Raw genomic sequence first — 14,423 nt, forward strand, 5'->3', positions numbered from 1 at the left:
CGGGAGCGGCGCGTGTCTGGACAACCTGGATTGACGGGAATCAAATTGTGGCGAACTCTCTGCAACCGAAGCGATCGGCTTCGTTTTTCAGGAGCGAATGCATGTTCAAAAGGCTTTCAGCGGAATTTCTCGGTACATTCTGGCTCGTTTTCGGTGGTTGCGGCAGCGCCGTGCTGGCGGCTGGCCTGCCTGAGGTCGGTATTGGCTATCTCGGCGTCTCCTTTGCTTTCGGTCTGACCGTGCTCACCATGGCCTATGCCGTCGGCGGCATTTCTGGTGGGCATTTCAATCCGGCGGTCTCGGTGGGGCTGCTGGTTGCCGGCAAGTTCCCGGCGCACAAACTGGTCGGCTATGTCATCGCCCAGGTGCTGGGTGCCATCGCCGCGGCGGCGGTACTCTATCTGATTGCCAGCGGGAAGGCCGATTTCCAGCTCGGTGGTTTTGCCGCCAACGGTTACGGCGAGCATTCGCCGGGCGGCTACTCGCTGACCGCGGCACTGGTTGCCGAGGTGGTGCTGACCGCCTTCTTCCTGTTCATCATTCTCGGCTCCACCCATGGTCGCGTGCCCGCCGGCTTCGCGCCGATCGCCATCGGCCTAGCGCTGACCCTGATCCATCTGGTCTCGATCCCGGTGACGAACACGTCGGTCAATCCAGCCCGTTCGACGGGGCAGGCGCTCTTCGTCGGCGACTGGGCGCTTTCGCAATTGTGGCTGTTCTGGGTGGCGCCGATCGTCGGCGCGGCGATTGCCGGAATCGTCTGGAAGATCGTCGGCGACGACGACTGATCCAGGTTCGGATGCCGTCCCGCATGGACCCGCCGCCCTGGATGCGGCGGGTTTTTTCATTTTTTCTTCTGTTTATGCATTAGATTCAAGACTGCTGCGCAACCCTTTGATCTCTCGCTAAAATGCCTTGTTCCACATGCGCTTGTGCCCGCAAGCGGCGTTTCATTTCCTGACCGGGGTTAACGAAAGTAAACGGTTCGTTAACCTTAATGACGTTCTAGTGACCCAATGGCACAGGTGACTCGCGAGGGCGGGAGCCAGCCAGACGCAAGGAAACCTTGCGATAGTGGCGTATTGTCTGGGGGTTTGAATGAACGGCAAGCATGTGGCTGTCCTGATGGGCGGATTTTCTTCGGAGCGACCGGTTAGCCTGTCGTCCGGGGCTGCCTGTGCGGATGCCCTTGAAGCTGCCGGCTATCGCGTCACCCGGATCGACGTCGATCGCAACGTTGCCGAGACGCTGGCCGCGCTGCGTCCCGACGTCGCCTTCAATGCCCTTCACGGGCCGTTCGGCGAGGACGGCACGATCCAGGGCATCCTCGAATATCTTGAGATCCCCTACACCCATTCCGGCGTGCTTGCTTCGGCGCTCGCCATGGACAAGGCGCAGGCCAAGCATGTTGCTGCCGCCTCGGGTATTCCGGTCGCGGATGCCCAGGTCATGGATCGCCATGCCTTCGGTCCGAAGCATCCGATGAAGCCGCCCTACGTCGTCAAGCCAGTTTCCGAAGGCTCCAGCTTCGGTGTCGTCATCGTCAAGGAAGATCAGTCGCATCCGCCGCAGGTGGTGACCTCGAGCGAATGGCGTTACGGCGACCGAATCATGGTGGAGCGCTATGTCGCTGGCCGCGAACTGACCTGTGGTGTCATGGGCGACACGGCGCTTGGCGTCACGGAAATCATCCCGCAGGGCCACGCCTTCTACGATTATGATTCCAAATACGTAAAAGGTGGTTCGCGCCACGTCATTCCGGCACAGATTTCACCAAATATTTACCAAAAAATACAAACACTCGCTCTGAAGGCGCATCAGGCAATCGGTTGCCGGGGCGTCAGCCGATCCGACTTTCGTTTCGATGACAGTTCCTCCGCAGGGGGCGAGCTGATCTGGCTGGAGATCAATACCCAGCCCGGCATGACTCCGACCTCCCTGGTGCCCGAGATGGCCGCGCATGCCGGCTACAGCTTCGGTGAGTTTTTGAGTTGGATGGTGGAGGACGCGTCGTGTTTGCGTTGAGGGGCAAAAGGGGCAAGAGGGTTCGTCACCTCGATGGCGCCGCTGCCGTCGATGTGGACGGTGCGCGCGTGTTGCCGCGTCCGCTTCGTCGCGTCGTACGCTTCTTCGTCAGCCTCGGCGCCGGCCGCGTTCGCTTTCCAGCCTATACGGGCGCGATCTCGGCGCTCGCCTTCTTCGCGGCGACCGGTTTCTACGGCATGTCGCTCGGCGGCCATACGCAGAACTTCGCGCAAGCCTCGACCACGGCCGCTGGCTTTGCGATCGAGGACGTCAAGGTCTCGGGCAACGACCAGACTTCGGAGATCGATATCCTCCAGCAGCTCGGCCTCGACGGCACGACGTCGCTGGTGGCGCTCGATATCGCCGAGGCGCGCAAGCTGATTGCGGAAATGCCCTGGGTTCAGGGCGTGACCGTCCGCAAGGTCTATCCCGGTACGATCGAAGTCAGCCTAACCGAACGCAAGGCCTTCGGGATCTGGCAGCACGGCTCGGACCTTTCTCTGATCGAGCGCAGCGGCAGCGTGATCGCGCCCTTGCGCGACAACAAGTTCGCCGCGCTGCCGCTCTTCGTCGGCCGTGATGCCGAAACGGCTGCTGCCGATTTCTACGACGAGTTCTCCCGCTGGCCGGAGATCCGCTCGCGGGTAAAGGCCTTCGTCCGTGTGGCCGGTCGCCGCTGGGACCTGCGCCTCGACAACGGCATCGTCGTCAAGCTGCCGGAGCACGACGTCGCTCGGGCGATGAAGGTGCTCTCCGACATGGAAAGCCAGCACCAGCTCCTCGAGCGCGATATCGCTGCCGTGGATCTGAGGCTCGAAGACAGAACCACAGTTCAGTTGACGCCGGACGCAGTGACCCGGCGCGAAGTTGCCTTGAAGGCGAGGGACAAGATGCTGAAGGCGCAGGAGACCGAAAAGAAGAAAGAAGGCCGCATATGAGTCTGTTCGGTTCCTCCAGCTTTGGCCTGCCGCGCCTGAAGCCGCTTTCCTCGAAGCGGTCTCATGTCGTCTCGGTGCTGGATATCGGTTCGACCAAGGTGGTCTGCATGATCGGCCGGCTGACGCCGCGCGCCGAAAGCCAGATCCTGCCCAACCGTACGCATAGCGTCGAAATCATCGGCATCGGCCACCAGAAGTCCCGCGGCGTCAAGAACGGCGTCGTCGCCGACCTCGATGCGGTCGAAAGCGTCGTCAGGCTCGCGGTCGATGCGGCCGAGCGCATGGCCGGCCTCACCATCGACAGCCTGATCGTCAACGTTTCGGCCGGCCGGCTGCAGAGCGACGTCTATACCGCGACGATCGATCTCGGCGGCCAGGAAGTCGACGCCAACGATCTGCGCAAGGTTCTCGCCGCTGCCGGCCAGCAGTCGCTGCGCTCAGACCGCGCCATCCTGCACTCGCTGCCGACGGGCTTCTCGCTCGACGGCGAACGCGGCATCCGCGATCCGCTCGCCATGTACGGCGACGTTCTCGGCGTCGACATGCATGTGCTGACGGCCGAACGGGCAGCGCTCAAGAACCTCGAACTCTGCGTCAACCGCGCCCACCTCTCGGTCGAGGGCATGGTTGCGACCCCCTATGCCAGCGGTCTTGCTGCGCTCGTCGACGACGAGGTCGAACTCGGCTGTGCGGCGATCGACATGGGTGGCGGCACGACGACGATCTCGGTCTTTGCCGAAGGCAAGCTGGTTCACGCAGACGCTGTCAGCCTCGGCGGCCATCACGTGACGACGGATCTGGCGCGCGGTCTTTCGACCCGCATCGAGGATGCCGAACGGCTGAAGGTCGTGCACGGCTCGGCTCTGCCCAACAGCGCCGACGAGCGTGACATCGTTTCGGTTCCGCCGATCGGCGAGGACGACCGCGATCAGCCGACGCATGTGCCGCGCGCACTTGTGTCGCGCATCGTGCGCGCCCGCATCGAAGAGACGCTGGAACTTATCCGCGATCGCATCCAGCGCTCGGGCTTCAGCCCGATCGTCGGCAAGCGCATCGTTCTGACGGGCGGCGCCAGCCAGCTGACTGGCCTGCCGGAAGCGGCGCGCCGCATCCTCGCCCGCAATGTTCGCATCGGCCGTCCGCTCGGAGTTTCCGGGCTGCCGGCGGCTGCCAAGGGCCCGGCCTTCTCCACGGCGGTCGGCCTGATGATCTATCCGCAGGTCGCCGACCTCGAGACCCATGCCTCCCACGGCGGCATGTTCTCGGCGCTCGGCGCCGGCAATGGCCGCATCGCCCGCATGGGCCAGTGGCTGAAAGAGAGCTTTTGAGTAGCGTGTCCGGCTCCGACAGGGACGGGGCCGGGTGAAGACAAACTTTGAAAGATTTGGCCGGCTCGGCAAGGCGGCCAGAAAACAGAAGGAACGGGACTATGACTATCAACTTGCAGAAGCCGGATATCACGGAGCTGAAGCCCCGCATCACCGTCTTTGGCGTGGGTGGCGGCGGCGGCAATGCCGTCAACAACATGATCACCGCAGGCCTCCAGGGCGTCGATTTCGTCGTCGCCAACACGGATGCCCAGGCGCTGACCATGACCAAGGCCGAGCGCATCATCCAGATGGGTGTTGCCGTCACCGAAGGTCTCGGCGCCGGTTCGCAGCCGGAAGTCGGCCGCGCGGCCGCCGAAGAGTGCATCGATGAGATCATCGATCACCTGAACGGCACCCACATGTGCTTCGTCACCGCCGGCATGGGCGGCGGCACCGGCACCGGTGCAGCGCCGATCGTCGCGCAGGCCGCCCGCAACAAGGGCATCCTGACCGTCGGCGTCGTCACCAAGCCGTTCCATTTCGAAGGCGCGCGCCGCATGCGGCTCGCCGACCAGGGCATCGCCGAACTGCAGAAGTCGGTCGACACCCTGATCGTCATCCCCAACCAGAACCTCTTCCGTATTGCCAACGACCGCACGACCTTTGCGGACGCGTTTGCGATGGCCGACCAGGTTCTCTATTCGGGCGTTGCCTGCATCACCGACCTCATGGTCAAGGAAGGCCTCATCAACCTCGACTTCGCCGACGTCCGTTCGGTGATGCGCGAGATGGGCCGCGCCATGATGGGCACCGGCGAAGCTTCGGGCGAAGGCCGCGCACTGGCCGCAGCCGAAGCCGCAATCGCCAACCCGCTGCTCGACGAAACGTCGATGAAGGGCGCCCAGGGCCTGCTGATCTCGATCACAGGCGGCCGTGACCTGACGCTGTTCGAACTCGACGAAGCTGCAACCCGTATTCGCGAAGAAGTCGACCCGGATGCCAACATCATCCTCGGCGCGACCTTCGACGAAGATCTCGAAGGCCTCATCCGCGTCTCGGTCGTCGCCACCGGCATCGACCGCACGGCCGCGGAGGTGGCGGGCCGTTCCGCCGACTTTCGTCCGGTAGCAGCAAAGCCGGTCGTCCGTCCGTCCGCCGCCATTCCGGCCCAGCAGCCGCAGCCGGTTGCCCAGCACCAGCCGGCCCCGGTTCACCAGCCGGTGATGCAGCAGCCGATTGCCCAGCCGGTCCAGCAGCCGATGCAGCCGCAGGCAACTGCCGATCATATCGCGGCTGCCATCCGCGAAGCCGAAATGGAGCGTGAGCTCGACATCGCTACTCGCGCTGCCCAGGTACAGGCCCAGGCTCCGGCTCACGTTCAGCCGGCGCATGAGGAAAACTTTCGCCCCCAGAGCAAGCTTTTCGCCGGTGCAGCACCGGTAGAGGCCGCTCCGGTCATGCGCCAGCCGCAGCCGCAGATGCAGCCGGTTCAGCCGCAGCCGCAGCCGGTGATGCGCCAGGAGCCCGTCGCTCCGGTCATGCGCCAGCAGCCGGAACAGGTTCGCATGCCGAAGGTCGAAGACTTTCCGCCTGTCGTAAAGGCCGAGATGGACCGCCGCGCACAGCCGGCAGCGCCGATCGCCGAAGAGCGCGGCCCGATGGGCCTCTTGAACCGCATCACCAGCTCGCTTGGCCTGCGTGACCGCGAACAGACCCCGGCGGCCGCCGACATGACGGCTTCCGCCCCGACCGCTGCCTCGCAGCAGCGCCGGCCGCTCTCGCCGGAAGCGAGCCTCTATGCGCCGCGTCGCGGCCAGCTTGACGATCACGGTCGCGCTTCGCCGCAGGCAGCGCGCCCGCAAGAAGATGATCAGCTCGAAATCCCGGCGTTCCTGCGCCGTCAATCGAACTGATTAGAAGGCCCGTTCCTTCACCTTGCCGAATGCCCGGGCGACTGCCCGGGCATTTTTGCATTTTCTTCATCATTTCAGTTATTTGATTCCATGTCGCCGACCGTCGCAAATGCGTAACAAAGCGAAACGAACAGTGATTTGGAATGGTGCCTCCAAACTCTTATTTTCAGACTCGGAATTGGGGACGCATGCGATTCGATCAAGCGCTGTCTGTTCGAAACGCAGAGGATCGACCTTTGTGTCGAGACTCTCGGGCGCCTTGCTTGCGCCCTTGATAACGCTGCGTCGCCAGCATGCGTCGCCAGCAGGTTTTGGCCATCGGCCACAGGTATTGAAAGTGACGAGAATGGGAATCGAATTGCTCGGGTTTCAGACGACGATTGCAAGCCCGATAACGCTCAAGGGAATTGGTGTTCACTCCGGTGCTGAAGTGTCCATCACCTTCCATCCGGCCGAAGCCGATGCGGGCATCGTTTTCCAGCGCGTTCTCTCCAACGGCCGGATCAGCGAATACAAGGCGGTTTCCTCGCAGGTCGGCAACACCGATCTCTGCACCGTTCTCGGCATGTCGCCGGCCACCTCGATCGCCACGATCGAACATGTGATGGCTGCGATCTACGCGCTCGGCCTCGACAACCTCACGGTCGAGGTGCACGGCGCCGAAATGCCGATCATGGACGGCAGCTCCGAACCCTTCATCGACGCGATCGAGCATGTTGGCGTGCTCGCCCTTGCGGTCAAGCGCCGCTATATCCGCATCGTCAAGCCGGTGCGCATCGAATCGGGCGCCTCCTGGTCGGAGTTCACGCCCTATGACGGTATGCGCTTCGAGGTCGAGATCGATTTCGATTGCCCGCTGATCGGCCGCCAGGCCTGGAAGGGCGACATGACGCCTTCGGTCTTCAAGCGCGAACTGTCGCGTGCCCGCACCTTCGGCTTCATGCGCGACGTCGAACGCCTCTGGGCGGCCGGCTTTGCGCTCGGCTCGTCGCTCGAAAACTCCGTCGTCATTTCCGACGACAACACGGTGATCAACGTCGAGGGTTTGCGCTACACCGACGAATTCGTGCGCCACAAGACGCTCGATGCGGTTGGCGACCTGTCGCTCGCCGGCGCGCCGTTCCTCGGCTGCTACCGTTCCTATCGCGGTGGCCACAAGATGAACGCCAACGCGCTGAAGGCACTGCTCAGCGATCCGACGGCCTACGAAGTCGTCGAAACTGCGACCCCGCGCCAGCGCACCCGCGCGCGCGATATGGTTGCAGTGGCAGCTCCGGGCTTCGCGCCCTGGTCCGCATAACAAGAAAAGTCATCATCTCCTCCAGTCGCCGGCCGAAAGGCCGGCATTTTCATGATAGAGCTGCCACAAATTTGCATGAATCACCGATCATGACGTTGCGGTCTCAAGGTAACTTGCTCTAAAAGCGCATGTCTGGCGGGGTCGCCCGCAGAGTGGAACGGGAATATCCGATGGTTCTTGCAGTTTCTGTGGATTTGAAAAAGTCAGCGCGCATCGCCGCCGTCATTGTCGCGGCCGTTGCCGGCAGCGCCCTGATTACCGCCTGCCAGAACGATCCCGATATCGACATCACCAAGCTGACGGCCGAGACCGATCCGCCGGAAGTGCTCTACAACCAGGGCCTTGCCAACCTCAATGCCGGCAAGACGACGGAAGCGGCGCGCAAGTTCGAAGCGCTCGATCGCCAGCATCCGTTCTCGGAATATGCCCGCAAGGCGCTGGTCATGAACGCCTTCGTTTCCTACCGCAACGGTCAATACCAGGAGGCGATCAACGCCACCGGCCGCTACCTCAATCTCTATCCGCAGTCGGAAGACGCGGCCTACGCGCAGTACATCCAGGGGCTTGCCTATACCAAGCAGATCCCGGCGGTGACGCAGGACCAGAAGCCGGCGTTCAAGGCGATCGAGGCCATGCAGGCGGTCGTCGACCGCTACCCGGAATCCGAATATGTCGACGACGCCAAGTCGAAGATCCGCTTTGCCCGCGACCAGCTGGCCGGCAAGGAAATGCAGGTCGGCCGCTACTATCTGGAGCGCAAGGAATACCTTGCCGCCGTGTCGCGTTTCCGCGTCGTCATCGAGCAATATCCGAACACCAACCAGGTAGAAGAAGCTCTGGCGCGGCTGACCGAGGCCTATTTCGCGATGGGCGTGACCCAGGAGGCGCAGACCGCTGCCGCCGTTCTCGGCCACAATTATCCGGACAGCCAGTGGTACGCCGATTCGTTCAAGCTGCTGCAGTCGAGTGGCCTCGAGCCACGCGAAAGCGGCAACTCCTGGATCTCGCGTGCCGCCAAGAAACTCGTCGGCGCCTGATATTTATCGGCGCCCTTCAAGGAAGATATGACCCCGGATGCTGGCCCAGCTCTCGATCCGCGATATCGTCCTGATTGAACGGCTTGATCTCAATTTCGACGCCGGGCTCTCGGTGCTGACCGGTGAAACCGGGGCCGGCAAGTCCATCCTTCTCGACAGTCTGTCGCTCGCCCTTGGCGGGCGCGGGGACGGTTCGCTCGTCCGCCACGGCTCCGACAAGGGGCAGGTGACGGCGGTCTTCGACGTGCCCATGGGTCATTCGGCCCGGCTGATGCTCAGGGAAAACGGCATCGACGACGACGGCGACCTGATCTTCCGCCGCGTGCAGTCGGCCGACGGCCGCACCAAGGCCTATGTCAACGACCAGCCGATCAGCGTCCAGCTGATGCGCCAGCTCGGCCAGACGCTCGTCGAAATCCACGGACAACACGACGACCGCGCGCTCGTCGATATCGACGCGCACCGCACGCTTCTCGACGCCTTTGGCGGCACCGCCGACGAGGCGGCGCATGTGAGCGAACTCTATCGCGCCTGGAAGGATGCCGAGCGCGGCCTGAAGAAGCACCGCGAGCGGGTCGAGGCGGCTGCGCGCGAGGCGGACTATCTGCGCTCTTCGGTCGAGGAACTGGAGAAGCTGAGCCCCCGCGACGGTGAAGAGGACGAGCTTGCCGAGAACCGGGCGCGGATGATGAAGGCCGAGCGCATCGCCGGCGACATCAATGAGGCCTCGGAATTCCTGAACGGCAACGCCTCGCCGGTTCCGCTGATTGCCTCGCTGGTGCGCCGTCTCGAGCGCAAGAGCCAGGAAGCGCCGGGCCTGCTCGAAGAAACGGTCGAACTGCTCGACGGTGCGCTCAACCAGCTTTCGGATGCGCAGATGTCGGTGGAACGGGCGCTGCGCAATACCGAATTCGATCCGAAGGAACTGGAGCGGGTGGAGGAGCGGTTGTTCGCACTGCGCGCCGCCAGCCGCAAATATTCGGTTCCGGTGACGGAACTGCCGGCGCTCGCCGTTCGCATGATATCCGATCTTGCCGATCTCGACGCCGGCGAGGAAAAGCTGAAGCAGCTCGATGCGCAGGTCGGCGCGGCGCGGGTGGCGTTCGACGCTTCGGCACGCTCGTTGTCGGAAAAGCGTCGCCATACGGCGACCGCCCTTTCCGACGCTGTCATGGCCGAACTGCCGGCGCTAAAGCTCGAGCGTGCGCGCTTCATGGTCGAGGTGCAAAGCGATCCGTCCCAGCCGACGGTCGACGGTATCGACCTTGTCGAGTTCCACGTCCAGACCAACCCCGGCACGCGGCCAGGGCCGATCATGAAGGTGGCTTCGGGCGGCGAACTCTCGCGCTTTCTCCTGGCGCTGAAGGTGGCGCTGGCCGATCGCGGCTCGGCGCCGACCCTCGTCTTCGACGAAATCGACACCGGTGTCGGCGGTGCGGTGGCCGATGCCATCGGCCAGCGGCTGAAGCGGCTTTCCGGCACGGTGCAGGTGCTCTCCGTCACCCACGCGCCGCAGGTTGCCGCGCGGGCCGCCACGCATCTCTTGATCTCCAAGGGGCCTTCGGCCGAAAAGGCCGAGATGATTTCCACCCGTGTCGCCCGCATGGACGACAAGGCGCGCACCGAGGAAATCGCCCGCATGCTTGCCGGCGCCTCGATCACCGAAGAGGCGAGGGCGGCTGCCGCTCGCCTGCTCTCCGGCAACGGCTAGATCGTCCTGCCGCCAACATTGGCGGCTGAAGGATGCGATGTCTTCAAGTGTTCATCCGACCCCACGGCCTTCGGCTTCCTAAGCCTTTTGGTTGAATTGTTGCGCCGCTGCACCCGTGTTCTATTTCCTCTGCGGTTGGGGCACTTCGGGCATGTGGGAGAAACTTCAGCATAGACTGGAGATCCGGTTTGCGCAGATGCGTGCGCATCCGGAACTGATCCTGCTCATCGCGCTCGCCTATGCCGGCCTCATCCTGACGATAAGGGAAGCGAACCAGGAACTGGGCGGCTTCGGGGTGTTCGCGTGCGTTGCGATCGCCGTGATTGCAGCATCTCTTGTCGCAAGGCTACGACACGCCTGGCAGTTCATGCCGGAGGAGGAGGCCGCTCCTCAGCCGCCGAACGCGGACGAAGCCACGCCGCTGGCGCTTGTGGCGCCCTGTGCGCAAGGGGACCGTTCCTATCTTGTCCGCGTCCCGGCGCCGACGGCGGTCGCCTATGAGGTCGTCCGCAAGGCACAGGATGTGTTTCGCAGCGGCGCGATCGATCCCGAAGAGGATATGAGAGCGTTCCATTCCGACCCCTACAGCCTGATCTGCCTGCAGGACCCCGACGGCAACATCTTCGGCTTCATCGACTACTACGCCTTCGAGAAGAACCACTTCAAACTGTTCCTGCAGGGGCATTATGCCTTCGACAATCTGCTGGCGAGCGGACTGCTTGCCCATCCGCAGGCGCGAAAGGCGAAGGTCGTCTATCTCGCGACCATCCTCAATCTCAGCTTTCTCCTCGATTCCATGCGTGCCGAGCGCCGCCGGCAGAACGGCATTCTCGTCTGGGCGACGGTTTCGGCGATCCTCGAACACCACAGGTTCCCGCCCGATGGCATCGACATCTACAGTATCGGCTGGGACAAGGGCGGTGCTGCGATCCTGAAGATGTTCGGCCTGCAGCCGGTAAGCCGGGTGATGCGCGGCCAGGCGGAAGGAAAATGGATCTACTGCAGGCGTGGCGTCCACAGGCGGGACCTGGAGGCCATCCGCGCCCGCTACCAGAAGCGCTACGAACGCTTGTGCGAGCTGGATGTCAGGCCGCTTGCCGGCCTCACGCCTGATATCGCCAATGCCACGGGCGCGTGAGCCGACGACGCCGGACGGTCTTTTCTTTCCCAGCGGTTGCTCTACAAAACGGTACCGAATCCGGAGTTGTCGCGTATGTCCCAAGAATTGAAACCCGTCGAGAATCTCAACGAAACGGAAGCGGCCGAAGAGCTTGCCTTTCTCGCCGCCGAACTGGCGCGCCACGACGCGCTTTATCATGGCCAGGACGCGCCGGAGATCTCGGACGCGGACTATGACGCGCTGAAGCGGCGCAACGACGCGATCGAGCAGCACTTTCCGGCACTCGTCCGCGAGGACAGCCCGTCGAAGAAGGTCGGGGCAGCACCGTCCGTCACCTTCCAGCCGGTCGTGCACGCCCGGCCGATGCTGTCGCTGGACAACACGTTTTCCGACGAGGATGCGCGGGACTTCGTCGCTTCGATCTATCGTTTCCTCGGGCAGCTGCCTGATAATTCGATCGCCTTTACCGCCGAGCCTAAGATCGACGGGCTCTCCATGTCGCTGCGCTACGAAAACCGCCGGCTGGTGACGGCGGCAACGCGCGGCGACGGCACGACCGGCGAGAACGTCACCGCCAATATCCGCACCATCGGCATGATCCCGCAGACGCTGCCTTCCGGCGCCCCTGACATCGTCGAGGTGCGCGGCGAAATCTACATGGCGAAGTCGGACTTTGCAGCACTCAACGCGGAGATGGCGGCGCAGGGCAAGCCGCTCTACGTCAACCCGCGCAACACCGCTTCCGGGTCGCTGCGCCAGCTCGACGCCAAGGTGACGGCCAGCCGCAAGCTGCGCTTCTTCGCCTATGCCTGGGGTGAAATGTCGGAGATGCCTGCCGATACCCAGATGGGCATGGTCGAGGTGTTCAAGAGCTGGGGCTTCCCGGTCAACCCGCTGATGCAACGGCTCCCCTCGGCCGATGCGCTGCTCGAGCACTACCACCACATCGAGCGCGAGCGGCCGGACCTCGACTACGATATCGACGGTGTCGTCTACAAGGTCGACCGGCTCGACCTGCAGGCGCGCCTCGGCTTCCGCTCGCGCTCGCCGCGCTGGGCGACGGCGCACAAGTTCCCGGCCGAGCAGGCCTTCACCCGGCTGACGGCGATCGACATCCAGGTGGGCCGCACCGGCGCGCTGACGCCGGTGGCAAGGCTCGAGCCGATCACCGTCGGCGGCGTCGTCGTCACCAATGCGACGCTGCACAACGAGGACTACATCAAGGGCCTCGGCAATTCGGGCGAGCCGATCCGCGAGGGCCGCGACATCCGCCTCGGCGACATGGTGATCGTGCAGCGCGCCGGCGACGTCATCCCGCAGATCGTCGATGTTGTCATGGACGAGCGCAAGGAAGGCTCCGAGCCCTATCGTTTCCCGACCACATGCCCGGTCTGCGGCAGCCATGCGGTGCGCGACATCAACGAGAAGACCGGCAAGGTGGATGCGGTGCGCCGCTGCACCGGCGGCTTCGTCTGCCGGGCGCAGGCGGTCGAGCACCTGAAGCACTTCGTCTCGCGCAATGCCTATGACATCGAGGGACTCGGCTCGAAGCAGATCGAGTTCTTCTTCGAAAGCGAAGACCCGACGCTCTCGATCCGCACGGCGCCCGATATCTTCACGCTGGAAAAGCGCCAGGAGGCGTCGCTTACCAAGCTCGAAAACATCGACGGTTTCGGCCGCGTCAGCGTGCGCAAGCTTTATGAGGCGATCAACACGCGCCGCTCGATAGCACTGCACCGCTTCATCTACGCACTCGGCATCCGCCATGTCGGCGAAACGACGGCGAAGCTGTTGGCGCGCTCCTATGGCAATTACGCGCATTTCGGCGAGGCGATGAGCGAGGCTTCGACGTTTACCGGCGACGCCTGGAACGAGCTCAACAGCATCGACGGCATCGGCGAGGTCGTCGCCCGCGCCATCGTCGAATTCTACAAGGAGCCGCGCAATCTGGAAGTGGTCACCCGGCTGCTGTCCGAGGTGACGCCGGAGGCGGCGGAAGCGCCGGTTGCGAGCAACAGCCCGGTCGCCGGCAAGACCGTCGTCTTCACCGGTTCGCTCGAAAAGATGACCCGTGACGAAGCCAAGGCCAAGGCTGAAAGCCTCGGGGCAAAGGTGGCGGGTTCCGTGTCGAAGAAGACGGATATCGTCGTTGCCGGTCCCGGCGCCGGATCGAAGCTCGACAAGGCCCGCGAGCTGGGCGTTGAGACCATGGACGAGGACGAGTGGCTGGCGCTGATCGGCGGGTGATCCCCGCCGATCGGGCGTGATCAGCCTGCGTGGTTACGCCTGCCGGCTATCGTAATCTTCGGACGCGGCTTTCAGAGCGGCGATATCGTCGGCGCAGATGAAGGGGCGCAGTTCGTCGAACTTTGCCCGTTCCCAACGGTAGATGCCGAGCGCAAGCAGCGTCTCGACGTCGGCCGCGGGGAAACGCTGGCGCACGGGGCGGGCAGGGTTCCCCGCAACGATGGTGTAGGGTGCAACGTCCTTCGTCACGATGGCGCCCGACGCGACGACGGCGCCTTCACCAAGAGTGACACCCGGCATGATCATGGCGCGCATGCCTATCCAGGCGCCGTCGCCGATAATGGTGTCGCCCTTGCCGACATAGGCTTCGCCGATCACGTCGACGAAGGGATAGAGGCTCACCCAATCGGTGCGATGGGTGTGGTTGCCGCCCATGAGGATCACCGCCTCGGCGCCGATCGCGACATAGTCGCCGATCCGCAACTGGTCGATCGGCCATTGCGGCTCCCAGGCCTTGAGGCTGTAGTCGTCGCCATAGAGGTAGCGAACTACACTGTCCTCGAAGGAACCGGTCCAGGCGTTGCTGTAGTAGCTGTTGGTGCCACGCACGTGAATGTTCGGGTTGCGCACGGTCTCGTGCAAGAGCTCGACCTTGGACCAGTGCTTGGCTTCGACCTTCGTGGACATGGGATACCTCATTCCTGCATGCTTGCGAGCGAAGCTGTGCCTCGCGCGCCATTCGTCTGCGCTCCCCACTATCGGGTTTTCTGGACGCTTTCTTCTCAAATCGGGGCCAGTCGCATGCTTCGGCCGGCACTGCGA

The 14,423-nt window shown here is 63.6% G+C and carries 11 protein-coding genes; 10 read left to right on the forward strand and 1 reads right to left on the reverse strand.

Annotated features, from left to right (window positions below; all coding sequences use genetic code 11):
* Window positions 1-101: 101 nt before the first annotated feature.
* The 10 genes from aqpZ (at window position 102) to ligA (ending at window position 13,601) form a co-directional block, all read left to right on the forward strand.
* Window positions 102-788, forward strand: coding sequence for an aquaporin Z (gene aqpZ, locus XB14_RS04585; protein WP_077960492.1), 687 nt, complete (start codon window positions 102-104; stop codon window positions 786-788).
* Between the two features lie 310 nt (window positions 789-1,098).
* Window positions 1,099-2,025, forward strand: a complete 927-nt coding sequence (locus tag XB14_RS04590; RefSeq protein WP_077960493.1) for a D-alanine--D-alanine ligase — start codon at window positions 1,099-1,101, stop codon at window positions 2,023-2,025.
* Window positions 2,013-2,963, forward strand: a complete 951-nt coding sequence (gene ftsQ / locus XB14_RS04595) for a cell division protein FtsQ (RefSeq protein ID WP_077960494.1) — start codon at window positions 2,013-2,015, stop codon at window positions 2,961-2,963. Before XB14_RS04590 ends, ftsQ begins: the two co-directional genes overlap by 13 nt.
* Window positions 2,960-4,291, forward strand: a complete 1,332-nt coding sequence (ftsA, locus tag XB14_RS04600; RefSeq protein WP_077960495.1) for a cell division protein FtsA — start codon at window positions 2,960-2,962, stop codon at window positions 4,289-4,291. Before ftsQ ends, ftsA begins: the two co-directional genes overlap by 4 nt.
* Before the next feature lie 101 nt (window positions 4,292-4,392).
* The gene (gene ftsZ, locus XB14_RS04605) at window positions 4,393-6,186 is read left to right on the forward strand and encodes a cell division protein FtsZ (protein ID WP_077960496.1); all 1,794 of its coding nucleotides are present in this window, start codon (window positions 4,393-4,395) and stop codon (window positions 6,184-6,186) included.
* Between the two features lie 346 nt (window positions 6,187-6,532).
* Complete coding sequence (lpxC, locus tag XB14_RS04610) at window positions 6,533-7,486, forward strand: UDP-3-O-acyl-N-acetylglucosamine deacetylase (RefSeq protein ID WP_077960497.1); 954 nt, start codon at window positions 6,533-6,535, stop codon at window positions 7,484-7,486.
* Between the two features lie 170 nt (window positions 7,487-7,656).
* The gene (locus tag XB14_RS04615; protein WP_077960498.1) at window positions 7,657-8,523 is read left to right on the forward strand and encodes an outer membrane protein assembly factor BamD; all 867 of its coding nucleotides are present in this window, start codon (window positions 7,657-7,659) and stop codon (window positions 8,521-8,523) included.
* 37 nt (window positions 8,524-8,560) lie between these two features.
* On the forward strand, window positions 8,561-10,234 hold the full coding sequence (gene recN, locus XB14_RS04620) for a DNA repair protein RecN (protein WP_077960499.1): 1,674 nt from the start codon (window positions 8,561-8,563) through the stop codon (window positions 10,232-10,234).
* Between the two features lie 151 nt (window positions 10,235-10,385).
* Window positions 10,386-11,372 (forward strand): hypothetical protein, encoded by a 987-nt coding sequence (locus XB14_RS04625; RefSeq protein WP_143348227.1) that lies wholly within the window; start codon window positions 10,386-10,388, stop codon window positions 11,370-11,372.
* Between the two features lie 75 nt (window positions 11,373-11,447).
* The gene (gene ligA / locus XB14_RS04630) at window positions 11,448-13,601 is read left to right on the forward strand and encodes an NAD-dependent DNA ligase LigA (protein WP_077960501.1); all 2,154 of its coding nucleotides are present in this window, start codon (window positions 11,448-11,450) and stop codon (window positions 13,599-13,601) included.
* A gap of 33 nt (window positions 13,602-13,634) precedes the next feature.
* On the opposite strand, the gene XB14_RS04635 is transcribed toward ligA, so the two are convergent.
* A complete protein-coding gene (locus XB14_RS04635; RefSeq protein WP_077960502.1) occupies window positions 13,635-14,288 on the reverse strand; it encodes a CatB-related O-acetyltransferase in 654 nt (217 codons plus the stop codon).
* Between the last annotated feature and the right edge of the window lie 135 nt (window positions 14,289-14,423).

This window comes from Ensifer adhaerens (assembly GCF_002007205.1).
Lineage (GTDB): Bacteria > Pseudomonadota > Alphaproteobacteria > Rhizobiales > Rhizobiaceae > Ensifer > Ensifer adhaerens_D.

Excerpts from the sequence above, each read along its gene's own strand:
- ligA (WP_077960501.1), top strand. The coding sequence starts at position 11,448 with ATGTCCCAAGAATTGAAACCCGTCGAGAATCTCAACGAAACGGAAGCG.
- recN (WP_077960499.1), top strand. The coding sequence starts at position 8,561 with ATGCTGGCCCAGCTCTCGATCCGCGATATCGTCCTGATTGAACGGCTT.
- XB14_RS04615 (WP_077960498.1), top strand. The coding sequence starts at position 7,657 with ATGGTTCTTGCAGTTTCTGTGGATTTGAAAAAGTCAGCGCGCATCGCC.
- XB14_RS04635 (WP_077960502.1), bottom strand. The coding sequence starts at position 14,288 with ATGTCCACGAAGGTCGAAGCCAAGCACTGGTCCAAGGTCGAGCTCTTG.
- ftsA (WP_077960495.1), top strand. The coding sequence starts at position 2,960 with ATGAGTCTGTTCGGTTCCTCCAGCTTTGGCCTGCCGCGCCTGAAGCCG.
- XB14_RS04625 (WP_143348227.1), top strand. The coding sequence starts at position 10,386 with ATGTGGGAGAAACTTCAGCATAGACTGGAGATCCGGTTTGCGCAGATG.
- ftsZ (WP_077960496.1), top strand. The coding sequence starts at position 4,393 with ATGACTATCAACTTGCAGAAGCCGGATATCACGGAGCTGAAGCCCCGC.
- lpxC (WP_077960497.1), top strand. The coding sequence starts at position 6,533 with ATGGGAATCGAATTGCTCGGGTTTCAGACGACGATTGCAAGCCCGATA.
- aqpZ (WP_077960492.1), top strand. The coding sequence starts at position 102 with ATGTTCAAAAGGCTTTCAGCGGAATTTCTCGGTACATTCTGGCTCGTT.
- XB14_RS04590 (WP_077960493.1), top strand. The coding sequence starts at position 1,099 with ATGAACGGCAAGCATGTGGCTGTCCTGATGGGCGGATTTTCTTCGGAG.